The 23,342-nt window shown below is 69.0% G+C and carries 20 protein-coding genes, 2 tRNA genes and 1 pseudogene; 9 read left to right on the top strand and 14 right to left on the bottom strand.

All coding sequences use genetic code 11. From position 1 onward, the window contains the following. Positions 1-856: TonB family protein (locus tag D7V80_RS09860; RefSeq protein WP_120587908.1), on the top strand; the 856-nt coding region annotated here is incomplete at its 5' end. A 36-nt stretch (positions 857-892) separates the two neighbouring features. On the opposite strand, the gene D7V80_RS09855 is transcribed toward D7V80_RS09860, so the two are convergent. Genes D7V80_RS09855 through D7V80_RS09840 form a run of 4 tightly spaced genes read right to left on the bottom strand, consistent with a single transcriptional unit; the run spans position 893 to position 4,064 of the window. Next, the gene (locus tag D7V80_RS09855; RefSeq protein ID WP_120587907.1) at positions 893-1,612 is read right to left on the bottom strand and encodes an HAD family phosphatase; all 720 of its coding nucleotides are present in this window, start codon (positions 1,610-1,612) and stop codon (positions 893-895) included. A 9-nt stretch (positions 1,613-1,621) separates the two neighbouring features. Further along, positions 1,622-2,587 (bottom strand): myxosortase-dependent metalloprotease, MXAN_2677/MXAN_2678 family, encoded by a 966-nt coding sequence (locus D7V80_RS09850; RefSeq protein WP_120587906.1) that lies wholly within the window; start codon positions 2,585-2,587, stop codon positions 1,622-1,624. Then, a complete protein-coding gene (locus tag D7V80_RS09845) occupies positions 2,584-3,483 on the bottom strand; it encodes a myxosortase-dependent metalloprotease, MXAN_2677/MXAN_2678 family (RefSeq protein ID WP_120587905.1) in 900 nt (299 codons plus the stop codon). The genes D7V80_RS09850 and D7V80_RS09845 overlap by 4 nt, the downstream gene beginning before the upstream one ends. Continuing rightward, positions 3,483-4,064: a hypothetical protein gene (locus tag D7V80_RS09840; RefSeq protein ID WP_120587904.1), complete on the bottom strand. Its 582-nt coding sequence runs from the start codon at positions 4,062-4,064 to the stop codon at positions 3,483-3,485. Before D7V80_RS09840 ends, D7V80_RS09845 begins: the two co-directional genes overlap by 1 nt. An 88-nt stretch (positions 4,065-4,152) precedes the next feature. On the opposite strand from D7V80_RS09840, the gene gltX reads away from it, so the two are divergent. The 4 genes from gltX to D7V80_RS09820 all read left to right on the top strand — a co-directional run bounded on the left by gltX (position 4,153) and on the right by D7V80_RS09820 (position 6,355). Continuing rightward, positions 4,153-5,604 carry a glutamate--tRNA ligase gene (gltX, locus tag D7V80_RS09835; protein ID WP_120587903.1) on the top strand — a complete coding sequence of 484 codons (1,452 nt, stop codon included), beginning with the start codon at positions 4,153-4,155 and terminating at the stop codon, positions 5,602-5,604. Between the two features lie 46 nt (positions 5,605-5,650). Next, entirely contained in the window at positions 5,651-6,061 is a 411-nt protein-coding gene (locus D7V80_RS09830; protein WP_014398160.1) for a hypothetical protein, read from the top strand. 61 nt (positions 6,062-6,122) lie between these two features. Next, positions 6,123-6,193: transfer RNA gene (locus tag D7V80_RS09825), tRNA-Gln, on the top strand. 90 nt (positions 6,194-6,283) lie between these two features. Then, a tRNA-Glu gene (locus D7V80_RS09820) sits at positions 6,284-6,355 on the top strand. Positions 6,356-6,515: 160 nt separating this feature from the next. On the opposite strand, the gene D7V80_RS09815 is transcribed toward D7V80_RS09820, so the two are convergent. Next, positions 6,516-7,484, bottom strand: a complete 969-nt coding sequence (locus D7V80_RS09815) for a response regulator (protein WP_199738469.1) — start codon at positions 7,482-7,484, stop codon at positions 6,516-6,518. A 72-nt stretch (positions 7,485-7,556) separates the two neighbouring features. On the opposite strand from D7V80_RS09815, the gene D7V80_RS09810 reads away from it, so the two are divergent. Beyond that, entirely contained in the window at positions 7,557-8,129 is a 573-nt protein-coding gene (locus tag D7V80_RS09810) for a hypothetical protein (protein WP_233585236.1), read from the top strand. Here D7V80_RS09810 and D7V80_RS09805 read toward each other — a convergent pair. Further along, positions 8,107-9,264 (bottom strand): sensor histidine kinase, encoded by a 1,158-nt coding sequence (locus tag D7V80_RS09805; protein WP_120587900.1) that lies wholly within the window; start codon positions 9,262-9,264, stop codon positions 8,107-8,109. The two genes, D7V80_RS09810 and D7V80_RS09805, sit on opposite strands and share 23 nt — an antisense overlap. Positions 9,265-9,399: 135 nt before the next feature. Further along, positions 9,400-9,660 (bottom strand): DUF2795 domain-containing protein, encoded by a 261-nt coding sequence (locus D7V80_RS09800; protein WP_233585235.1) that lies wholly within the window; start codon positions 9,658-9,660, stop codon positions 9,400-9,402. A gap of 195 nt (positions 9,661-9,855) precedes the next feature. Here D7V80_RS09800 and D7V80_RS09795 point away from each other — a divergent pair, with 195 nt between their 5' ends. Beyond that, positions 9,856-10,062: a hypothetical protein gene (locus D7V80_RS09795; RefSeq protein WP_120587898.1), complete on the top strand. Its 207-nt coding sequence runs from the start codon at positions 9,856-9,858 to the stop codon at positions 10,060-10,062. A gap of 63 nt (positions 10,063-10,125) precedes the next feature. On the opposite strand, the gene D7V80_RS09790 is transcribed toward D7V80_RS09795, so the two are convergent. The 7 genes and pseudogenes from D7V80_RS09790 to D7V80_RS09760 form a co-directional block, all read right to left on the bottom strand. Continuing rightward, positions 10,126-11,760 (bottom strand): pyruvate dehydrogenase complex dihydrolipoamide acetyltransferase, encoded by a 1,635-nt coding sequence (locus tag D7V80_RS09790; RefSeq protein ID WP_120587897.1) that lies wholly within the window; start codon positions 11,758-11,760, stop codon positions 10,126-10,128. A gap of 6 nt (positions 11,761-11,766) precedes the next feature. Then, positions 11,767-12,762, bottom strand: a pseudogene (locus D7V80_RS09785) (pyruvate dehydrogenase complex E1 component subunit beta); the annotation flags it as partial. A 46-nt stretch (positions 12,763-12,808) separates the two neighbouring features. Further along, positions 12,809-13,936 (bottom strand): pyruvate dehydrogenase (acetyl-transferring) E1 component subunit alpha, encoded by a 1,128-nt coding sequence (pdhA, locus tag D7V80_RS09780; protein ID WP_014398168.1) that lies wholly within the window; start codon positions 13,934-13,936, stop codon positions 12,809-12,811. A 131-nt stretch (positions 13,937-14,067) separates the two neighbouring features. Further along, positions 14,068-14,835, bottom strand: a complete 768-nt coding sequence (locus tag D7V80_RS09775; protein WP_120587910.1) for a hypothetical protein — start codon at positions 14,833-14,835, stop codon at positions 14,068-14,070. Between the two features lie 45 nt (positions 14,836-14,880). Beyond that, positions 14,881-16,488 (bottom strand): hypothetical protein, encoded by a 1,608-nt coding sequence (locus D7V80_RS09770; protein WP_120587896.1) that lies wholly within the window; start codon positions 16,486-16,488, stop codon positions 14,881-14,883. Between the two features lie 101 nt (positions 16,489-16,589). After that, entirely contained in the window at positions 16,590-18,062 is a 1,473-nt protein-coding gene (locus D7V80_RS09765) for an MFS transporter (protein WP_120587895.1), read from the bottom strand. 84 nt (positions 18,063-18,146) lie between these two features. Then, positions 18,147-18,827: an NUDIX hydrolase gene (locus tag D7V80_RS09760; RefSeq protein WP_120587894.1), complete on the bottom strand. Its 681-nt coding sequence runs from the start codon at positions 18,825-18,827 to the stop codon at positions 18,147-18,149. A 130-nt stretch (positions 18,828-18,957) separates the two neighbouring features. On the opposite strand from D7V80_RS09760, the gene D7V80_RS09755 reads away from it, so the two are divergent. Together D7V80_RS09755 and D7V80_RS09750 are read left to right on the top strand one after the other, a co-directional pair. After that, positions 18,958-21,354, top strand: coding sequence for a bifunctional UDP-sugar hydrolase/5'-nucleotidase (locus D7V80_RS09755; RefSeq protein ID WP_120587893.1), 2,397 nt, complete (start codon positions 18,958-18,960; stop codon positions 21,352-21,354). Continuing rightward, positions 21,354-23,336 carry a hypothetical protein gene (locus D7V80_RS09750; protein WP_120587892.1) on the top strand — a complete coding sequence of 661 codons (1,983 nt, stop codon included), beginning with the start codon at positions 21,354-21,356 and terminating at the stop codon, positions 23,334-23,336. The genes D7V80_RS09755 and D7V80_RS09750 overlap by 1 nt, the downstream gene beginning before the upstream one ends. Positions 23,337-23,342 lie beyond the last annotated feature (6 nt).

Below are 23,342 nucleotides of genomic sequence, written 5' to 3'. Positions count from 1 at the left end.
GAAGAACAGCGTGATGCCCACCACGCAGGCCCCGGTGGCGGCCCCCCCCACGGGGGCACCCGCGGCGGGCAAGGTGCGCTTCCGGCTGATGAGCCAGCCGTCCGGCGCGCGCGTCTACTACAAGGGCAAGGAGAAGGGCGTGACGCCCTTCGTGATGGAGCTGCCCCTGGGCAGCGAGGGCAGCATCACCGCGGAGCTGACCTTCGCGCTGGAGGGCTACCAGACGGAGACCATCATCACCGGCGGCTCCGGTGAGGTGGTGCTGTCCCAGAAGCTCACCAAGCGCCGGGGCGGCGGCGAGCGCCCGAGCCGCGTGGACCTGGCCACCGCCTCCACCCCCGAGGACTTCGAGAACGTGGCCCCGGCGACGCCGGGTGGACTCGCGGCGCCGGTGATGATGCAGGTCGCGACCCCGACCACCCCCGCGGCGGTCCCCGCCACGACGACGGACAAGGCGATGGGCGCGTTGGGCGCGTCCGCCGCGGCGCCGGTCAGCGCGGCGGGCAGCCTGGCGGTGCCGTCGCTCACGACTGGCGCGCTCGCGCCCGTCAACCCGAACGCCGTCATCCCCTTCAACGACGCCATGGAGCGGCCGACGCTGGTGGAGGAGGGCCGGGACATCGCCTACACGCGCGAGGCGCTCGCCATCAAGGCGGAGGGGCTCGTGGCGGTGCGCTGCACCATCACCAACAAGGGGCGCGTGGAGAACTGCCGCATCCTGAAGATGGTGCAGCACATGGACAAGGCGGTGCTCGACTCGCTCCAGTCGCGCGTCTACAAGCCCATCCAGTACCAGGGCCGCCCGGTGAACGTGGACTACACGTTCACCATGCGGCTCGTCTCCCCGCGCCGCTGAAAAGCGCGACGCACCTCCACCGCGTCCCCCTTCTCATCAAGGGCCGGTGGAGGGCACGAGCGGCGGCGACGGTGGGACGGACGGGGTGGCGCCTCCCGGAGGCACGCCCCAGTCCACCACCGGCCAGCCCCGCCGCCGGGCCTCGCGGCGCAGCCGGTGGTCCGGGTTCACCACCACCGGGCGCCCCACCACTTCCAGCACCGGCAGGTCGGAGTACGAGTCCGTGTAGAAGGCGCACGCGGACAGCGGCACCCCCGCCTCCTTCGCGGTGGCCTCCGCGTAGAAGCGCTTGCCCTCGCCGAAGCACACGGCCCCCAGCGGGCGCCCGGTGTGCAGCCCCGCGGCGTCCACCTCGAAGCGGTTGCAGAGCACGCCGTCCAGGCGAAGCTCGCGCGCCACCAGGTCGGACAGGTAGCCCGAGGAGGACGTCAGGAGCACCAGCCGGTCCCCGACCTCGCGGTGGGCTTCCAGCGCGACCAGGGCCCCGGGCCGGTACTGCCCGCGCACGGCCTCCGCGTAGAAGTCCGCGGAGCGCGCCTCCAGGGCCTTCGCGTCGGAGCCCGTGAGCAGCGCCGTGGCGCGCAGGAGCACGTCCTGCATGGCCACGAAGCCCAGGTGATAACGGGCGAGCAGCATGCTGGCGCGCAGGGCCTCCCAGCGGGAGATGTGGCCCAGCGCCAGCTCGCGGCGCACCCAGAGCGACGCGGAGTTGGCGGCGAGCAGCGTCCTGTCCAGGTCGAAGAAGGCGACGGCCACGGTCAGAGTCTAACCGCGCGGTCCGCCCGGGGCAGCGCCGGAGAGGCCGGCCCGAGGGGCCGTTGACCGCCTGCCCCTGCGCATCAGCGCCACGCTCCAGAGCAGCACGGCGGCCACGCCCGGCCCTCCCGCGGAAGCGCCGCAGCCGGTGCCCTTCCCGTCCGCCACGAGCTTCAGGCCCGGGTCCTCCGGAACGCGGCACTGCGTGGGCGGCAGACCGCGCGGGTAGGCCGAGCAGAAGCCGGCCGCGGAGCCCGCGTCGATGACCCGCTTGGACGTCTCGCCCTGAGCGGCGGTGTTCTCCATGGTGGAGCCCGCGGAGAAGACATGGTCCAGCCCGACAACGTGGCCAATCTCATGCGTCATCGTGTTCTGCACGTCCGTGGCGACGCAGTCGGTGGACGGGGGGCCCGAGCACGGCGGCCCGTTCACGGTGGTGAAGAGGAAGCTGGGGCCGTAGTCCGTCTCCGCCGCGTTGAGCTCGATGTCCGAGTCCACCACGCGCCCGTCCTTGAAGCTGAACGACGACGTGGTGAGCCCGATGGTGGCGCCCCCGTGCGCCCAGCACTGGTAGACGTTGCCGCACGTCTCCTTCTCCCAGCACTCGTCATCCGGCGGAGCGACGTCCTGGCAGTTGCGCTCGCGGAAGGTGACGACGTTGTAGTTGTCGAAGGGGTGCTCCTCGTCGTAGCCAATGTGGACGGAGCGAGACCAGTCCTCGCCCCGGATGAAGCGGAAGTCGCTGCACGTCGAGGACAGCGCCCGCCACGCGTCGAAGGCCGCCTCGATGGCGGCGAACTCCGTGTCCCCGGGCGTGCGCGTGCTGCCGGCCGCGTCCAGGTGGTAAACGTAGTCACGCCCCGGCCACACCAGGCACAGCGGCCGGCCCGGCACGAGCGTGCGCTTGAAGTCCTGCTGCGCGCCCGCCGCTCCCGCGCACAACAGCACTCCCAGGAGCAGCAGGCGATGGCTCACCGTCCACCCCGCCGGCGGCGCGCCAGCAGCGAGGCCGCGGCCAGGAGCGGCAGCACCGCCAGTCCGCCGTTCGCCGCGGAGCAGCCGTCGTCGTCATCCCCGTCACCGTTCCCATTGCCGTTCCCGCTGCCCTGCACCGGGAAGCAGGGCTGGCTCGCGCTGCCCTTGGGATACGCGGCGCACACGAAGCTGCGCGAACCGGGGTCGATGTTGCGCTTGGACGTCTCGCCCGGAGGGGCGCTGGGGTTCATCGTGGAGCCCGTCGCCAGCGTGTGGTCCAGGCCCACGAAGTGGCCCACCTCATGGGTGGCCGTGTTCTGCACGTCCGTGTCCACGCAGTCCGGCGTGGCCACGATGCCGCACGGGCCGCCGTTGCCGGTGGTGAAGTTGAAGCGCGCGGCGTTGAAGGAGATGTCCGAGTCGTAGACGACGCCCGTGCGCTCGTCGTACGTGGTGAGCGTGATGGCGATGGTGCCGTCGCTGTCATCCCAGCAGTCGTAGGTGTTCGCGCACGTGTCCTCGGCGAAGCAGGCGTCGTTGGCGTCCACGACCTCGCGACAGGCGCGGCCCCGGAAGAGGATGAGGTTGATGTTGTCGCCGGAGCGGTTGTAGCCCACCGTCCGCGAGTTCACGCGCGAGCCCTCCGCCAGCGTCAGGTTGCCGCAGCTGGCGAAGATGTCCTGCCAGCTCTGGAACGAGCGGGTGATGGCGTCGAACTCCGTGTGGTTCGTCACCTTCGGGTTGCCCACGGTGCTCTGCTGATAGGTGACCTTGGACTGCGTCCAGTACAGGCACTGCGTGGCCTCATCTCCGGGGGACACGCGGCTGCGCACGTACGGCGCGGAGCTCTGTCCCATCACCGCCGCCAGCACCACGAACGACGCGAGCGCGCCCATCACTTCGTCCCCTTCTTCGCGGGCGCCGCCTGCTGCGCCTGGACCGCCGCGCGCACGGAGGCCTTCAGCTCCTCCAGCGTCACCGGCTTCGCGCTGGACGCCGTCTCCTGGCGCGTCTTCGGATCAATCAGCACCGCGTCCCCGGTGGACGCCGGCACCGCCATCGCGCCCGGGCCGGTGCGCTTCACCTGGTACTTGCCCTGCGCCATGCCGGACAGCTGGAACGCGGCCGCGCCGCGCTTCTCCAGGAAGACGACGACCTCCTCGCCCTCGGAGAAGGACGCGAGCCCCCCCACCACCTGGCCAATGTCCCCCACCCGGCCTCCCGGCTGGGTGACGACCACCGTGCCGCCGGGCTGCCCCTTGAGGGCCTCCGTCACCTCAATCTCCACGTCGGTGACGATGCGGCGCTTGTCACCGCTCCAGCGGCTCTGCACGCGCCGGACGACACCCTGCACCACCGCGTCGGACGTCTGCGCCATCTGAGGCAGGTCCGTCCGCAGCATCGTGGTGGCCCCCACCGGCAGCCCTCCGAGCAGGGTGGCCAGCACCACCGTGCGAACCGCGTGTCGAATCGACATGGATAGTCTCCTTGGCCGCGCAGCCTAACCCCAAGCAGGCGGCTTGCGTTGACCCTCGTGCACCCGTCCTGCTATCGCGCGCCTGCCCATGGCTCCGTCAAAACCCCGCGTCCGCTTCGCTCCGTCACCTACTGGATACCTCCACATCGGAGGCGCCCGTACCGCGCTCTTCAACTACCTCTACGCGAAGCGCTACGGCGGAACCTTCATCCTGCGCATGGAAGATACGGACCAGGAGCGCTCCACGCCCGAGTCCGTCCAGGCCATCCTGGATGGTCTCAACTGGCTGGGCCTGGACTGGGATGAAGGCCCCGGCAAGGAGGACCCGAAGTACGGTCCCTACTTCCAGACCCAGCGCCTGGACACGTACCGCGCGCACGCGGAGCAGCTCATCGCACAGGGCAAGGCCTTCCGGTGCTACTGCACCCGCGAGGAGATTGCCCAGCGCCGCGAGGCCGTGGAGAAGGAGAAGGGCCAGGGGTCCTACAAGTACGAAGGCACCTGCCACGACCTGAAGGCCCCGCCCCCCGGCAAGAAGCTGGAGGACGCCGTCATCCGCTTCCGCATGCCCTCCGGCGAGGGCACCGTGTCGTTCACCGACAAGGTGCTGGGCACCATCACCAAGCCGTACTCGGACCTGGATGACTGGGTGATGATGCGGGCGGACGGCATCCCGCTCTACAACTACGGCTGCGTCATCGACGACCACCTGATGGACATCACCCTGGTGTCGCGCGGCCAGGAGCACATCAACTCCACCTTCCCGCAGCTGATGCTCTACCAGGCGCTGGGGTGGGCCCCGCCGGAGTTCGCGCACCTGCCGCTCATCCTGGGGCCGGACCGCGAGAAGCTCTCCAAGCGCAAGCATCCGGAAGCGGACGTGATGCTGCACAAGCGCACGGGCATCATGCCGGAGGCCCTGCTCAACTTCGTCACCCGCCTGGGCTGGAGCCACGGCAACGACGAGGTCATCAGCCGCGAGCAGATGGTGGAGTGGTTCGACTTCGACGGCGTGGGCAGCACCTCCGGCGTATGGAACCCGGAGAAGCTCCAGTGGCTCAACCAGCAGTGGTTCAAGCTCCTGCCCCCGGCCGTGGTCGCGGAGCGGCTCGTCCCCTTCCTGGAGGCCCGCGGCTTCCAGGCGAAGGGCGATTCTCGCCTGGAGCCGCTGGTGATGGCGCTGCGCGAGCGCTCGCGCACCCTGGACGAGATGGCGAACACCGCGTCCATCTACTTCAAGAGCGGCGTCGCCCTGGATGAGAAGGCCGCCGCCAAGCACCTGAGCGGGGACTCGCTCAACCTGCTGCGCCAGGCCCGGGAGAAGCTGGCCGCCCTGCCCGCCTGGACGGTGGAGCCGCTGGACGGCGTGGTGAAGACGGTGAGCGAGGCGGCCCAGGTGGGCATGGGCAAGGTGGCCCAGCCCCTGCGCGTGGCCATCACCGGCAACACCACCAGCCCCGGCATCGGGGAGACGCTGCTGCTCGTGGGGCGCGATGAAGCCCTGCGGCGCATCGACGCGGCGCTCTCTCGCGGGACGTGAGATTGACGGTGGACGCGGGCATCGCCGGGCCCTATCTTGGCCGGCGATGACGCGACCGCTTGACAGCCTGCGACCCCATTTCTATAAGGCGCGCCCGCTCGGGGCGGTGCTGCTGGCCCTCTGGGCAACGGCTTCCGGCGCCGAGCTGGTGAACGGCGCACAGATTCCGGATGGTGCCCAGAAGGTGGGCGAGAACAGGTATCGGGCTTCGCGAGACTTCGAAGCGACGCTCGATTACTACAAGAACGTCTACCCGACCTCGAGCTACCCGAGGCGGTCGATCGTCAACCAGCCGGGCGTCAAGGCCGTGCACATCTCCAACCCCTCCGGGAAGAACTTCGAGGGGCTGAACATTTACGAAGCGAACGAAGAGGTTCGCATCTATGTCGTCCCGCTGCAGGGGGCGGCGAAGCCGGCGAAGAAGAACGAAGGCAAGCCGGTCAGGAAAACGAAGTAGTTGAAGTCAGCAGCAGAAGTCGGTAGTAGAAGCGCCCGCAACACCGCAGCACGCAGCGCCTTGGGGAATCGTCTAACGGCAGGACAGCAGACTCTGACTCTGCTTATCTAGGTTCGAATCCTAGTTCCCCAGCTGAAAATCTCCGGTTGACTGGCTGAAACGGAGAATGTAGGAAGCAGCAGCAGAAACGAAGTGGTTGGAAGCGGTTGTAGGGAAGAAGCCGGCCCTGTCGTCTAGTGGTTAGGACGGAGCCCTCTCACGGCTCAAACTCGGGTTCGAATCCCGGCAGGGTCACTCAGGAACGCCCACCTTCGGAAACGAAGGTGGGCGTTTCGCTTTGCGGGCTACGGCACTCCGCCCTGCCCTCGCGGACAGCCCTCCGGCGGTGCCGCGCCCAGTCATCTGGACGCGGACCGGGGTTCCGGTGGCCCCGAGGCTCGGGCGCTGCTCCTCGTCAGTTCGGGGTCGCGATGCTCTGGCGGAAGGTGTCGAGCGCGGAAGTGAGCCGCTCCTGGGCGCGCTGGATGCCCCGGCGCATCAGCAGCATGCGCACCTTCTCCGGCAGGATGCGGGCGGCGTTGGACTGGCCATAGCCCACCAGGTCCATGCGCAGGGTGATGGCCTCCAGCAGGTCGCTCAGGTCGGCGTCCTCGCCGGCCAGGAGCACCACGTCCGGGGAGCGGCCCTGGAGCCGCTCCGCCAGCGTGTGCCACTGGGGGTCGCCGGTCTCCACCACCACCACGTCCGCGCTCTCCAGCTGGGGGGAGTACGGCGGCAGCTCCACCACTTCGAAGGACGCATCGCGCAGCACCTTCACGGCCTCGGCGCTGCCCACCACCGCGACGTTGCCGCTGTGGCCCATGCGCACCGCCTGCTCGTAGTTGCGCAGCTCCGTCTCCAGCGCTTCGTGCGCGGGCTCGGGAGCATCCCGCCCCGCGTCCAGCAGCGCGGCGGCCTGCCGGGCCATCTCCCGGGCGCCGTCTCGCGTGCGCACCCGCTCCGAGCGGCGCTCCAGCGCGGCGCGCACCTTGGCGCGCAGCACGCGCAAGTCGTCGAAGGGCTTCACGATGTAGTCGCTGGCACCGGCGGCGAACGCGGCGATGACGGACTCGGAGCTGGCGTAGGCGGTGATCATCACCGCCTCCAGCGCGGGCTGCATCCGCCGCGCTTCCGCGATGAGCTCCACCCCGCCCATGCCGGGCAGGTTCTTGTCCGTCACCAGCACGTCGAAGCGCTGGTCCTTCAAGAGGACGAGCGCCTCCTCCGCGCTGCCCACGGGAGAGACGATGAGGTCCGCCTCCCGCCCCAAAAGGCGCACGCAGATGTCGAGCACCACTGGCTCGTCATCCACCAGCAGCACCTTCGAGGCGAGCGTCCCCCGCCCTTCCCCTTCACCTTCACCGGTCTCGAACGGGAGATCCATGAATTGGGAGGATCGCACAGCTCTCGTCCAACTTCGAGGGTGGGAAACAGGCATGCCCACTATGCTCTCCCGGTGAGCTTCGAAGACGCGCTGCGGGAAAACCGGGTGCCACCGCGGCTGGGCGACGTGCGGCTTTTCTACGACGGGGGCCGGCTGGTGGGGGAATCCCTACCCCCTGCCTGGACGCTGCGGCTGCTGCCCACGCTCCTCGTGGTCCTGGCCGCCGTGTGCACGGGGGTGGGGTTCTGGCTGCTCGTCCTGGACACGGCCCGGACGCCGGGCGCCGCGACCCTGCTGCTCGTGCTGGCGGGGGGCCTGGTGGGCGGCGCGCTGATGCTGGAGGCGCGGCTGCGGCGGCGCCGCTTCGTGCTGCACTTCAAGACGGAGTCGCTGCGGCTGGAGACGCTCGCGTGGGCCCCGGGCGCGGCGCGCACGGAGGTCTTCCCCTTCGACGACGTGCGCGCGGTGCACATCGTCCAGCCTCCGAAGGGCGGATACGCACTGGTGGTGGAGTACGGCCCGGAAACAGCGCCCCGACGCGCACTGCTGGTGCGGGACGTGCGGGCGAAGGAGAGCGACACCCTCTACCGGGTGTGGCGGCTCCTGCACAACGCCTTCGGGCTCAAGGGAGCGGGGCTCGCTTGAAGGTGAGCTCGATTTCGGTGCCCTCGCCCGGCGTGGACGACAGGCGCAGCTGACCGCCGAACTGCATCACCAGCTCGCGACAGATGGACAGGCCCAGCCCCGTGCCAATGCCCACGGGCTTCGTGGTGAACAGCGGCTGGAACACCTTCTCCTGGAGCGCCAGGGGGATGCCGCAGCCGTTGTCCGACACGGTGAGCACCACGTCCTCGTCGCGCGCCGCCCACCGCACGTCGATGCGGCCCGGACGGCCCGTGCCCTCCATGGCCTGCGCCGCGTTGACGATGAGGTTGAGCAGCACCTGGCACAGCTTCACCGGCCCGAAGACGATGCGGATGGGCTCACCGTTGCTGGTGAGCCGCGCCCGGTCGCGCACCTCCGCTCGCGCCAGCTTCACCGCGAAGGAGACGACCTCCGCCACCTCCGCGGTGGCCTCCATGTCCTCGCCGCGCGCCTGCGCGCGCAGGCCCAGCGCCACCCCGCGCAGGTGCGTGGCGCCCTCGGACAGGTCCTTGATGAGCGACGGCAGGTCCTCGATGGTGGAGGACACCTCCGCGTCCGGATCCGTGGCCAGGTGGCGCGACACGTACTGCACCACCCGCTCCATGTCGCGCTGGAGCGACGACACGTTCTGCGTGAGGTAGCCCACCGGGCCCATCAGCTCGTGCGCGATGCCCGCCGTCACCTGCCCCAGCGTGGCCAGACGCTCGGACTTCATCATCCGGCCTTCCACTTCGCGGATGCGCAGCTCCAGCCGGGCAATCTTGAGCGCGTCCTCCAGGGCCGCCAGCAGCTCCGCGCGGTCCCACGGCTTGACGAAGTAGCGCGTCACCTGGCCGCGGTTCACCGCGTCGATGACGGCCTGCATGTCCGCGTACGCCGTCACCAGCATGCGCCGGGCGTCCGGCGCGATGGAGCGGGCGCGCTCCAGCAGCTCCACGCCCGTCATCCCCGGCATGCGCTGGTCGGACAGCACCACGCCAATCTCCGAGCGCCGCTGCTCCAGCAGCGCCAGGGCCTCATTGGGGGACGAGCACCGGAAGATGCGAAACCGCTGCCCGAAGTTGGCGTCGAACACCCTCAGGTTGAGGGCATCGTCGTCCACGTACAGCACGGCGGGCAGGTCCGAGGCGTTCATGGAGCTCCTCCAGACCGTGGCTTCCTCATCCGGAAGACAGGCTGGTCGCGCCGAAGATAACGCGCACGTCCGTCAGCGCGCCTGGGGGTACCTTGTACCCAGGCCGAAAGCGAACGTCGCAAACAGGACACCGCCTCAGACGGAGGCGTTCCCGAGCGCGAGGGCGACCGTGTCCACCGACGGGAAACGGCCCCGCGGCAGCGTGCCCAGGAGCGACACCACGTGGGAGGGCGCCTCGTTCTCGCGCGCGACCCAGACCAACTGCTCCGCGGTGAGCGGATACACCGCGCCGCGCAACGCCTGCTGCAGCGAGTGCGCCAGGGACACCGCCGGAGCCAGGGGAACCGGTGAAGGCTCCACCTCCCGCAGTCCAAGTCCCAGGCGCTCGCGAGTCATGTCGTCGTTCATTGAGTGAGAAGTTAAGCAGCGAACCACGCCGCCTGCCGACCTTTTTTCGCCGTCCGAAGGGAGTCAGGCAGGCAGGCGCTCTGCCCCTCCATCCCACCGGGTGGCCACGCCAGCGTGGGCATCCCACCGTACCGCCACGGAAGTCCTACCCACGCCCCCGACACCGGGGAGGAGTGACGCACCATGGCGAACAAGAAGAACGAGGACGTGAAGCCGGTGAAGCACGTGGAAGCCACGCGTCCGGAGCCGTGGCCCGGCATCCAGGGCCGCAGCCGCGAGCACGAGGAGGAACTGGAGACGGGCACGCGCCGCGCGGAACAGGCGGACGTCACGGAGGCCCAGCGCAAGTTGGAGAAGGACGTCGAGAAGGACGAGCCGACGCGGGAGTAGCCCAGGCCATGCCCCGCCCCCGTGCGTGTCACACGGGGGCGGAGGCGGCGGACCGCTCGACCGCTAGAACAGCAGCCGCGAGGGGTGCTCCAAGAGCCCCTTCAGCTCGCGGAGGTACTCCGCGCCGGTGGCCCCGTCGATGACGCGGTGGTCACCCGACAGCGTCACCGTCATCATCTTGCGCACCGCCAGCTGGCCGTCACGCACCACGGCCTTCTCCGCCACGGCGCCCACCGCGATGATGGCGGACTGGGGCGGGTTGATGACGGCGATGAACTGGTCGATGCCGTACATGCCCAGGTTGCTCACCGTGAGCGAGCCGCCGTTGTACTCGGCCGGCTTCAGGGCGCGCTTGCGGGCGCGCTCCGCCATGTCGCGGGACTCGGCGGAGATGGCCTGCAGGCCCTTGAGGTCCGCGTCGCGGATGATGGGGGTGATGAGCCCATCCTCGATGGCGACGGCGATGCCCACGTCCACGGTGCCGTAGTGCAGCACCTGGTCGCCCTGGAGCGACACGTTCATCTTCGGTGAACGCCGCAGCGCGATGGCCGCCGCCTTCACGATGATGTCGTTGACGGACACCTTGAGGTCCAGCGCCTTGGCCTCCTCGCGGATCTTCACCGCGGCGTCCATCTCCACTTCCACCGTGAGGTAGAAGTGCGGCACGCCGGGCTTCACTTCCGACATGCGCTGGCCAATGACCTTGCGCATGGAGGACATGGGCACCGCCTGCGGCTCCGGACGCGCACCGAAGGCGCGAACCTCCGGCTGCGCGGCCTTCTTCGCCGCCGGCGCCTGGGCGGGAGCCTTCGCCAGGCCCTGGCCCAGCGCCTGCTCCACGTCGCGCTTCACCACGCGGCCCAGCGGCCCCGTGCCGCGCACCTGGCTGATGTCCAGCCCGCGCTCCTGGGCCATGCGCTTCGCCAGCGGGCTGGCACGCAGCCGGCCGCCAGCGCCGGAGGCCGGAGCCTGGGGCTCGCGGCGCAGCGGGACGACCTGTCCCCCGGCGGGCGCGGACGGAGCCGCGGCGGCAGGGGCTTGGGCAGCGGCCTTGGGCGCGGCCGCCGGAGCGGAAGTCCCCGCTTTGGCGCCCTTGGGCGTGAGGAACGCGATGGGCGCGCCGACCTTGGCCATGTCGCCCGCCTGCACGGTGATGCGCGCGAGCGTGCCGTCGTCGTAAGCCTCCACCTCGAGGTTGGACTTGTCCGTCTCCACCTCGGCGATGGCGTCACCAGAGGAGACCTTGTCCCCCTCCTTCTTCAGCCACTTGACGATCTTCCCCTCCGCCATCGTCGGGGAGAGGGACGGCATCAGGATGGCAATCCCCTCGCCCGCGCCGCTGGCGGCGGGAGCCGGGGCCTGCTCGGGAGGCTTCGGGGCGGCGGCAGGAGCGGCGGCCTTGGGGGCCTCCGCCTTCTGGGGCGCAGGGGCCGAAGGCGCACCACCGGTGGCCTTCTCACCCTTGGCGCCGAGGAAGCCGATGGGCGAACCCACCGTGGCGACCTCGCCCTCGGGCACGGCGATTTCAATGAGGTAGCCGTCGTCGAAGGCTTCCACCTCGAGGTTGGACTTGTCCGTCTCCACCTCGGCGATGGCGTCTCCGGAGGAGATCTTGTCTCCCACCTTCTTCAGCCATTTGACGATCTTCCCCTCCTTCATCGTCGGGGAAAGGCTGGGCATCTGGATGGGCGTCGCCATACGCGTTCAGGCTCCCTCGCGGTACAGGACCTTCTTGATGGCGGCGATGATCTTGGGCGCGTCCGGCTGGGTCGCGTTCTCCAGGTTCGCCGCATAGGACATGTTCACATCCAACCCGGTGACGCGCACGACCGGCGCGTCCAGGTCGTCGAACGCCTGGGACTGGATGAGGTCCACCACGGACGCGCCGACACCGGCCAGCGCCCAGCCCTCCTCGCAGATGACCGCGCGGTTCGTCTTGCGCACGCTCGCGAGGATGGCCTCCTCGTCCAGGGGGCGCAGGGTGCGCAGATCCAGCACCTCCACGCTGATGCCTTCCTTCGCCAGGGCCTCCGCGGCCTCCATGCAGAAGTAGTACATCCGGCTCCAGGTGATCAGCGTGACGTCCGTGCCCTCACGCTTCACGTCCGCCTTGCCCAGCGGGACGATGTGCTCGCCCTCCGGCACCTCGCCCTTGATGGCGTAGAGGCGCTCGCCCTCGAACATGACCACCGGGTTCTCGTCCCGGATGGCGCTCTTGAGCATGCCCTTGGCGTCCGCCGGGGTCGCCGGGGCAATCACCTTCAGGCCGGGGAAGTGCGCGTAGTTGGCCTCCAGCGCCTGGCTGTGCTGGCTGGAGAGCCGGCCGCCCGCGCCGCCCGGGCCGCGGAACACGATGGGGCAGCGCAGCTGGCCGCCGCTCATGTGGCGCAGCTTGGCCGCGTTGTTGACGATCTGGTCCATCGCCAGGATGGCGAAGTTCCAGGTCATCATCTCCACCACCGGACGCAGGCCCACCGCCGCCGCGCCCACGGAGAGACCCGTGAAGCCCAGCTCGCTGATGGGCGCGTCGATGATGCGCGCGCTCCCGAACTTGTCCAGCAGGCCCTGGGACACCTTGAACGCGCCGTTGTAGCGGCCCACTTCCTCGCCAATGAGGAACACATTGGCGTCGCGCTCCATCTCTTCGGCGAGCGCCTGGTTCAACGCTTCGCGATACATCAACTCGGGCATCGTCGGCTCCGAACTCGAATCTCGAAAGGGTAGTGGCTTTAAGGGAACGGGGGCGCTAGCGGATGAGGCCCGCCTTCTTGTCCGCCTGCTCGGCCTCGGCGCGGGGCTCCAGGTCCCACGTCACCTTCAGCTCCTGGCCCGACGGGTACTTCGGCCAGTTGGTGACCTTCACGCCCAGCACGCGCTCGCGCGGGCGCACATCCTCCTCGCCCTCCTCCACGATGGTGTCGCGCCACAGCTCGTCCACGCTGGGCTCGGGCGACTCGTCGGCGAACTTCACCGCCGCGTCCACCGCGCGCTTCTCCTCTTCCTCGATGGCCTCGAAGTCCGCGTCCGTGAGCTTGTAGCCCTGCTTCATCGCGAACTCGCGCAGCTTCGGGATGGGGTCGTTCTTGCGCTCGTCCTCCACCTCCTGCTTGGTGCGGTAGTTCGCCGGGTCCGCCATCGAGTGGCCGCGGAAGCGGTACGTGTTCGCCTCCATCAGCACGGGGCCCTTGCCCGCGCGGCAGTACTCGGCGGCGTCCTTCACCGCTTCGTACATCTTGAGGACGTCCATGCCGTCCACCGCTTCGCCGCGCATGCCGTACGCGGAGGCGCGCTTGTGGATCTCCGGCACCGCGGACGTGCGCGCGATGGCCGTGCCCATGCCGTAGCGGTTGTTCTCGCAGATGTAGATGACCGGCAGCTTCCACTTCTGCGCCATGTTGAAGGTCTCGTGGAACGAGCCCTGGTTGGCGGCCGCGTCGCCGAAGAAGCACACCGTGACGCGGTCTTCGTTGCGGTAGCGGCTGGCGAAGGCCATGCCCGCCGCGAGCGGAATCTGCCCGCCGACGATGCCGTAGCCGCCGTAGAAGTGGTGCTCGATGTCGAAGATGTGCATCGAGCCGCCCTTGCCCTTGCTGTAGCCGGAGCCCCGGCCGAACAGCTCCGCCATGATCATCCCGGCGTCGCTGCCACGCGCCAGCGGCTGACCGTGGTCGCGGTAGGCGGACAGCATGTAGTCATCCGGGCGGATGGCCTCGTTGCAGCCCACCGCCACGGCCTCCTGGCCGATGTAGAGGTGGCAGAAGCCGGCGATCTTCCCCAGCGTGTACTGCTGGCCGGCCCGCTCCTCGAAGCGGCGCAGGAGGTACATCTTCCGGTACATCGTCAACAACAGGTCCTTCGAGTACGCGCTGGCCACCGCGGCATGCCTCCGTCTGGGCCGCCCCTGAAAACCCGAGGGGGAAGGGCGGCGAACGCCGTGCGCCTCTTAGCGCGCGGCCATGGGACTTCCAAAGCCTTTCAGAAACCGTCGTCCATCACGCCTTTCTTTCAGGCGCGGTGCGTCACGTCCTCCATGGAGAAATGCGGCACTGACACGATGCCATCCATCAATTCCACGGCACGTCCCGAGTGGTCCGTGGCCAGATGGATGACCGTCGCTTCTGGGAAGCGGTGACGGTAGTCATTGGCGTGCGTGGGTTCATTGTCGAACGCCGCCACCACGGTGCCCATGCGGCCCAGACGCGCGTGCGCCTCGCGCTTGAAGGCGTCGTCGTTCTCCGCGAGCGTGGGCTTCATGACCAGGTGCACGCGCCCGTCCGTGCCGGGGGGCGTCACCATCCCGCAGCGCGCGAGGCATGACACGGTGCCTTCACGCATCGCCTCATGGCGGCCCGTCAGGTAGACGACCTGCGCGCCCGTGGCGGCCACGGCCTGGGTGAAGGCCGCCGCGCCTTCAATCGCCTCGTCGGAGACGCAGTAGGCGCTCGTGAAGAAGCGCTCCTGCCAGAAGGCGCGCGCGTCCGCGTAGCGCTGCTCCACCTCCGCATCCTCCATGCCGCACGCGCGCATGGCGGCGCGCATGTCCCAGCCGGTGTCCCAGTGGCGCGGCTCGCACACGGAGAGCAATTGCAGGGACCGTGCGTCACCGTACTCGCGCAGGATGCGCGCCTGGCGGGGCCGGTTGTCGAAGAGGGTGGAGTCCAGGTCGAACGCCAGGACCGCCTGGGGGCCGAGCGAGCGGGCCTTCTCCAGGATGCTCCGGAGTGCCTCGCGCCAGTCCGGCCGCACGCGTTGCTTGAGATCTTCAAAAGCCATGAACGCCGGAAGATACATGCCCCCGGCGCGGGGCGGCCCATCAAATCACGCGCCCTGGCGCAACGCGGCCGGCCGGATGGGCACCGACCCCGCGGGCTCCGGGGCCCCCGCCGGCGCTGCCACCGGAGCCACCCCGGGAGCTTCGGGGGCCCGGATGAAGTTCTGCATGCGTTGGATGCCGTTGCGGTCCAACACCAGGCGGACCAGCTGCGCGGATTCGTGACGCACGCCGTCTTCCATCACCGTGAAGCGGAACACCAGGTCCACCGGGTAGCGCTTCGCGCCCCGGATGTGGCCCACGGAGAAGTCCTCCAGGTCCACGTACTCCAGCGCGAACTCTGGCTCGTCCATGTCGCGCAGGAAGCGCCCCACGTGCAGCCGCAGGATGTCCGTGACGCCCGTGAGGCCGCGCTCGGAGCGGGGCAGCAGGCGCGCGTCCAGCACGATGCGCTTCTGGTAGCGGATGACCGCTTCCGACAGCTCGCCCTGCGACACGGTGAGGAAGTCGTCCTGCAGCCGCAGCGACGACACCGCCTGCGGAACCTTCACCGCCGCGCCGTAGTCCACGCGCTCCTCACACGTGCCGATGGCGCGCGCCGTGACGGGGTCCACCAGGTCCGTGGTGCGGTCGTACAGGTGCGTGGCGGCCACGCGGCTGAACATGCGCCGCAGCCCTTCCTTGATGCGGTCCTTCATCATGTAGCCGACCACGGCCACCAGGAAGAAGTTGAGGCTCACCTGCGTGTAGCGGACCTGCGCCCAGAGCGCCACCGACGTGGCGAAGGCCATGGCCACGCCCGCCGCGATGGCGAACAGCACCTCCTCCCAGCCCTGCCGCCGCTGACGGCGGCGCGAGGACAGGAAGAGCACGTTCATGCAGAACTTCTTCAGGAAGCCCAGCCGCTGCATGTACTCCTCGTTGTCCCCCGTGGGGCTCAACACGGAGCGCAGCCGGTGCTCCTTGCGGTAGGACTCCTCGCGCAGCACCGCCTCCATCAGCCCCTTGCGCAACGGCAGCCACGGCCCCGTGCGCGGCAGCGAGTCCATGTCCGCCACCGCGCGGCGGAAGAACTGCTCCACCAGCAGGCTCACGTACTCGTCCACCAGCCGCAGCGACGCGCGCGTCTTCTCCTGGAGCTTCGCCTCACCGGTGGCGCGCAGCCACGCGCGGAAGCGCTCCAGCACCACGGGCACGGAGTCCCCCGCCTGCCGGACCACCGTCTCCAGGTCCACCCTCCCCGCCTCGCCCGTCTTCGCGTCACAGCGCGTCTCCACCGTGGTGGCGAACCGGCGCAGCGCGCCGCGCAGCACGCACGAGAAGAGCTTCGCCTGGTAGACGACGTCCGACTCCGGCGCCACGCCCGCGCGCTGCCACGCCTCCAGCTTCACCAGCGGCGAGCCCTCCGACGACAGGAGCTCTCCCAGCCCCATCACCGGCGTCTTGAAGCGCACGTAGTTGTGGATGTCCGCGTAGAAGTCCGCGCGAGGGTACGTCTCCGCGTCGATGTTCAGGCTCGACGGCAGGAAGAGGTAGGCCTCCACCAGGTAGCGCGTCTCGTCCGCGCCCGTGGGCTGGTACTCGAGCTTGATCTCGAACTGCTTGCGGTCGTGAACGTCAAACCGGCTGTGGAGTGCTTCGGGGGCCTGGGACACAAACTCCAGTCTACGTCACAGGCCTGTCACACGGGAGCCACCCTCACCGAAGGATGGAAAAGCGTCCGGGGTGACACACCCGGACGCACTCCCGTGGAGCCTCAACCGTTGGTACCCGTACGAGAAGAGGACGCGCCCGGCACGGCGCCCGGGACGACGTCGCCCACCGGCAGGGGCGCCGCCTTGGGCTGGGGCTTCGCGTTCCACACGCGCGACGCCAGCACCAGGCCCACGACGGCCAGCGGCAGCATGGCCAGGGGCCACGGCTTCCAGTTGGCGGGGTCCTTCATGGCGTCACCGGTGGGCAGGATGGCCCCGTAGACGAGCGCGTGGATGGCCGTGCCCGCGTACACCGCGCCGTCGATGATGCCCACCACGATGCCCGCGTTCTTCTTGCCGCCGAAGTCCATGGTGGCCGTGCCGGACAGCATGCCGTGCACGCCGATGACGCACAGGGACATGAACACCACGGACCAGCCGGCGCCCACCGTCCCCAGCAGGAACACCGCGCCGATGGCGCCCAGCAGCAGGCCCGCGTAGAGCACCGCGGACACGGGCCCCCGGCGCGAGTCGAAGATGCGGTCGCTGATGACGCCCGCGAACATGCCGCCCAGGATGCCGGCGACGCACGACAGCATGCCCCAGTTGGAGGCCACGAAGCCGCCGGACTCCCCCACCGCCTTGGCGTACTTGGGGAACCACTGCATCACCGCGTTGCGCAGGAAGCCGCTGCAGAACTCCACGCCCAGGATGATGAGGATGACGCGGTTGCTCAGGAGCTTGCCGAACAGCTGCGGCACGCTGAGCGCCGGGCCCGTCTCCCCGCTGGACGCGTCCGCCGTGTCGAAGTCCGGGTGGCCCGTCTGCGACGGCGTGTCGCGGATGACGAAGAAGTCCAGCACCAGGAAGCCCACGAGCAGCGCCGCGGGCACGAAGAACACCCACCACACCGGCGCCGCGTCCGCGATGAAGCGGCACCAGTCGAACGCGAAGTACAGGCCCAGCGAGATGAGGATGCCGAACACGCCGCCCAGCTGGCCGCGCTCGCGCACGTGGAACCACGACGCGTTCACCTTGACGATGGAGACCGCGCCGAAGCTCTGGAAGTACATGTTCACGCTGTAGAGGAACGCGAGCCACGCCACGACGCCGCCCGGCGGGGCCCAGCCGTTCTTCAGCACCGCGTACACCAGGCCGCCCATGGCGATGTTCGCCACCGCGCTGCCGCCCGCGGACAGCAGGATGGTGAAGCGGCCGCCCAGCTTGTCCGTCAGCGGGCCGTTGAGGAGGAAGGCCGCGCCGTAGGTCAGCGTCCCCCAGAAGAAGATGGTGGCGAAGTCCGCGTTGGACGTCTGCGCGCCCATGGCGCTGGTCGCCACGTTGACGTTGTAGCGCCCCATGTAGAGGAACGCGTACGTCAGGCCCAGGGGGAACCAGTTGAAGAAGCGGCGGCGGCGGAACGCATCGGTGTGCCCCAGCTCCACCTTCGGCAGCCGTGAGAGCACCAGGCCAATGGCCCCGAGCAGGATGATGATGGGGAGCAGCTGGGCCAGCCACGGGGGCAGCGACGACATGCGACGAACCTCGCCTGCTAAAGGAAGCGGAACGGGGCAGCACCCTACCCCGTCCGTCCTCGGCCCGGAAACAGCAAGCGGCTTTCAGGAGAGCCGGGCGAGCAGCCGCGTGAGGGAGACCTCCGTCTTCGCGTCCGCGATGTCACCGCGACGGCACGCGTCCAGCACCGCGGAGAGCGGCCGCCACTGAAGGTGGATGCCCTCCTCCAGGGGAGAGCCGTCCCCCTCCACCTCGCCCTGCGCCACGCCGGTGACGTCCACCGCGGCCGGGAAGACCTTCTCCGACAGGATGCCCGGCGCGAGGAAGAACGCGCCGCCCAGCAGTTGGATGTCCTCCGGCCGCACCGTGTAGCCCGCCTCCTCCTTCACCTCCTCCGCCGCGCGGCGGCGAAGCCCCTCCTCGCCCTTGTCGGCGGGCTCCAGCAGGCCCGCGACGATTTCCTCCACGCGCAGATGGCTCACCGTGTCAGGCACGGTCATGGACGCGGTCTGCTCGCGGCGGAAGTACGCCGCGGGGCGCAGGTTCATGCGAGTCAGGACTTCCACGTTTCCATCCGACCCGCGGCGGTAGATGAGCACCGACACCGCGTCCAACCGGGGCCGGTCCACCACATCCACCCGGTACACCGGAGACGACGAGCCATCCGCGCGCCGGTTGCGGCAGCGCAGCCGACGCACTCGGAGGAAACCTTCGTCACAACGCGCCGTGGCGGAGAAATCCTCGATGATCTCGATGTCAGTTACATTGGAACTGCTGGGACGCATGTCTGCCTGCTCTCCTGGTGTCCTGGTAGGTGGAGGTGCCACGGTGGCGTTGCTTGCCCGTGCACCCTTGATCCCGTAGGTTGCGCCGTCCTCAAGTCGTCACTCCCTACGAATCACGGATCCGCCACGAATGTGTCGCGCACTGCTCGGCCTCTTCTGCGCCTGCGCCCTGGCCCTCGCCTCGTGCATGCCGGTGCTGGAAGGCCAGGATTACCACCTTGAAGGTCAGGAGGTGCGGCTTACCCTCCTCCATACCTCTGACATCCACTCGCGGCTCGTCCCGTACGACTTCACGCCGCTGAAGACGGACCAGGACCTGGAGCTCATCCCGGAGGCCGGTCCCTTTGGCGGTGCCACGCGCATCGCCTCCATCCTCAAGCGCGAGCGCGCCAAGGGCGACCGCGTCCTGCACCTGGACTCCGGTGACTGCTTCCAGGGCGCGCCCATCTTCAACGTGAACACGGGTGAGGCGGAGTTCCGCTTCCTCTCCGAGTCCCGTCTGGACGCCGCCGTGGTGGGCAACCACGAGTTCGACGCGGGCGCCCTCAACTTCGTCCAGAAGGCGCGCAACTTCGCCAACTTCCCGCTGCTGGCCGCCAACTACTACTGGGACGACCCGAAGACGACCGGCACCAACGGCGCCTCCATGGTGACCAACCCCTACACCATCCGGACGGTGAAGGGCCTGCGGGTGGGCGTCATCGGCATGGCGAACATCTCCTCGCTCAACTCCATCGTGGAGGGCGGCAACAGCCTGCAGGTGACGCCGCTGGAGCAGAACGAGGTCGCGCGCTCCTATGTGGAGCTGCTGCGCCCGGTGACGGACCTGATTGTCATCGTCAGCCACCTGGGCCTCACCGAGGATCAGGATCTCATCCAGGGCTACGAGGCCTACTATGAGTACGGCCGCGCGAAGCCCTACATCAACCGCGCGCACGACGCGTGGAAGGTGCTGGAGTGGTTCGGGCCGGAGGGCAACGACAAGTCGGTGGTGCGCGTGCACATCGCGGGCGTCAGCGGCATGGACGTGATCATGGGCGGCCACCTGCACGTGGTGCTCAACCCGCCGCAGCTGGTGACGGACCCCTCCGGCCGCAAGGTCGTGCTGTCGCACTCGGGCGCGTTCGCCAAGTACGTGGGCCGCCTGGAGCTGGTCGTGAAGATGCCGAACCAGAAGGGCGAGGGCGAGGGCGCCGAGGTCGTCAGCCAGGACTACCACGCGTTCCCGGTGGACGGCCTCTGGTGCAACGAGGCGATGCGCAAGTACCGCTTCGACGACAACATCTTCTGGGACCCGGGCGAGTTCATCAGCGCGCCGGGCGTGCGCGAGGCCATCGCGGAGTGCGGCCGTCAGGAGGACGCGCAGACGACGGACCTGCTCATCCCGTACCTGCTGGGCATGGACGTGAAGCTGCAGCTCACCTCCATCTTCTCCTACGCCCCCCTCGACGTGCAGCGGCGCAACAACTCCAACGGCGGTGACAGCCCCCTGGGCAACATCGCCGCGGACTCCATGCGCAAGCGCAACCGCGTGGAGGCGGAGATGGCGCTCACCAACTCCCTGGGCATCCGCGACAACCTCTACGCGGGCGTGGTGACGCAGGAGGCGATGTTCAACGTGTTCCCCTTCGAGAACACCATCAACATCATGTACCTGTCCGGCGTGGAGATGCAGGAGATGTTCGACTTCGTCACCGAGCGCTCCGCGGAGCGCGGGTGCGTGAGCCAGGCGCAGATCTCCGGCGCCCGCTTCACCATGGACTGCGCCCAGGTGCAGCTCAACGACCTGCGCATCGCGTGCACGCCGGCCACGGTGGCCACGGACTGCCCCCAGGAGAACCGCGAGGGCCACGCGCCCTGGCAGTGCCTGGAGGACACCGCGGGTTCGCGCTGCTGGGCGCACCCGGGCGTCGACATCGAGATCAACGGCAAGCCGCTGGACACCAACGGCACCTACAAGGTCGCGGTGAACGACTACATCGCCAAGGGCGGCTCCGGCTTCACGGTGCTCAAGCGCAACACCACGCGCATCGAGACGGGCATCAGCCTGCGCGACTCGCTCATCGGCTACATGCAGGGCTTCTGCAACTGCGACGACCTGCTCAACGGCCGGGAGACGTCCAGCAACGGCACGCGCTGCGGCTCGCTGGTCGACGGCCAGTGGACGGTGGACGAGAAGACGCTCAACTCCTGCAAGGTGTCCAAGGCCTTCGAGGAAGGGCTCGACAAGACCGTGGGCAGCTGCTCGTGCCGGGACCTGCTCAAGGTGACCGACGACCCCAAGGAGCAGCCGTCGGCCATGGCCCGGTGCGGTCTGCCGGACATGACGAAGCAGGCGGCCGTGGAGCAGTGCGCGCTGCCCCAGGGCCCCTACACCGGCCGCTGCACCTGCCGGGACCTGCTGACGGGGAGCAACCCCACCTGCGGCAACGTGACGAGCCAGCTGCGTACGTTCTGTGAGAAGCCCACAGCCATGCCCGTCGCGAGCGCCATCGAGGATGGCCGTATCGGGCGGAGGGTGAAGTGATGAAGAGACTCTTCCTGCTGTCCACGCTGGCCCTGGCGGCCGGCTGCTACACGAAGGAGTCCGAGGCTCCCACCGGACTCACCTCCTTCCGCGTGGAGGTGACGAGCATCACCACCGGAGGCTCCGCCACGACGCTGCTGCCGGTGGTGAACGCCTGCGTCGGGAAGTACGGCAACGACCAGGCCGCGGTGCCGCTGGAGGTGCGCGGCACCACGGACTGCCCCTACACCCTGCCCCGCTCGGACGTGGACATCGGTCTGTCCATCACCGCGCTGGACGGCACCGGCGGGGAGATGACGTCCTTCAACGGGCCGGTGTCCTTCCGGGTCATCCCGGGCGACCTCACCGGTGAGTACGGCCAGCGCTGGACGCAGCTCACCAACGGCAAGGGCACCGGCAGCGTGCGCGTGGCCCACCTGTACGGCGAGACGCACGTCTGGGTGCAGGACCAGGACCTGGAGCTGATCTACGCGGACGGCGGCGTCGTGGGTGACCTGTCCCAGCTGCCCCAGGAGCCGGCCACGCGCACCCTCGCGACCGGCCTGTCCCATGGCATCCGGTTCGAGGAGCCCGCCCTCTCCACCATCAACCTGCCCGAGGGCGGCTCGGAGACGAGCGTCTTCGTCAAGCAGTTCATGCGCGTGGGCCGCAATCCGGAGTCCGGCGAGCCGCTGACGCAGAACTGCGACCCGTCCGACCCCAACAACGGCAAGCAGATGATGCTGCTGGTGACGGGCACGGACTCCAGCGGCTTCTACGTCACGGACATGACGGCCTGCCGCGTGGCGGAGAAGAGCGTCGCGGGCGCGAACATCCAGACCGCGGAGCCGGACGGCTTCAACCCGGGCCGCTTCAACAGCATCTACATCTACAACTACTCCTTCCCGGAGGGGCTGGACTCGGGCGACCTGCTCTGGACGCTGTCCGGCACGGTGGCGGAGTTCACCAACACCACGCAGATGAGCTTCCCCTCGTGGACGCTGCGGGAGAACGTGCGCCTGCTGCCGCAGGACCAGTGGAACAAGTACCTGGACCAGGTGCCGCCCGTGGAGATCAACGGCCGGCTGTGCGGCTACAGCGGCTCGCCGTACCTGGACGACATCCTGTGCGGCTACAGCTACAAGAACTACAAGATGGAGAGCCTGGAGTCCTCGCTGGTGAAGCTGCGCCGGGTGAAGTTCCCCAAGGTGTTCCGCAACTGCGACGCCAACGGCAACAACGACATGCCCATGTTCTGCCCGTCGGGCAGCGGCGCGTCGCGCACCTGGCAGAACTGCTTCGAGGAGCCGCCGGATGATCCGGACCTTCCGGAGCGCAAGTGCGTCATCGACTGCACGCTGGGCATCGGCGAGTACGCCGGCACCATCTGCGCGGAGAAGACGACGTACACGAGCTTCGGTCAGTTCGTGGTGGAGATGAACGCCACCGGCCCGGCTTCCATGGGCATGGACGAGTCCGTCCCCAACCGCATCATGAACGTCAACGTGGGCACCACGGCCGTGCGGCCGGACAAGGCGCTGCCCCAGGGCTACCGGATGAACATCATCTGCACCCAGCCGGTGCACGCGCGCTTCGGCCCGGTGAGCGTGACGGCGGACCAGACGGACACGCTCATCCCGGCGAACACCCGCTACGAGTACACCCTGAAGGGCTCCGAGGTGACGGTCGCGCTGGTGCGCGACGACGCCGCCACGGCCAACGCCGCGTGCAAGGTCGCTCCGGACACGCGCTCGCGCATCAGCCTGCAGATCAAGGACGCGGTTCCGGACCTGAACCCGGACTGCAACGAGAACGACGCCGACGCGGCGAAGGCGCTCCAGTGCAAGCAGCTGCGGGCGGCCACCTTCGACGTCGTGGGTCACCTGAAGCACGTGGGTCCGGCGCGTCCGCGCTGGAACGTCCTGCCGAGAGACCAGGACGACATGTGCTGCTACCCCGGGCCCGGGATGGAGTGCCCGAAGCCCATCAAGCCGTGCCCGTAGTCGCCA

The sequence above is a fragment of the Corallococcus sp. CA054B genome (assembly GCF_003611625.1).
Classification (GTDB): Bacteria; Myxococcota; Myxococcia; order Myxococcales; family Myxococcaceae; genus Corallococcus; species Corallococcus coralloides.
Note: the sequence above shows the minus strand (reverse complement) of the source record. Positions and strands in the feature narration are given on the sequence as shown.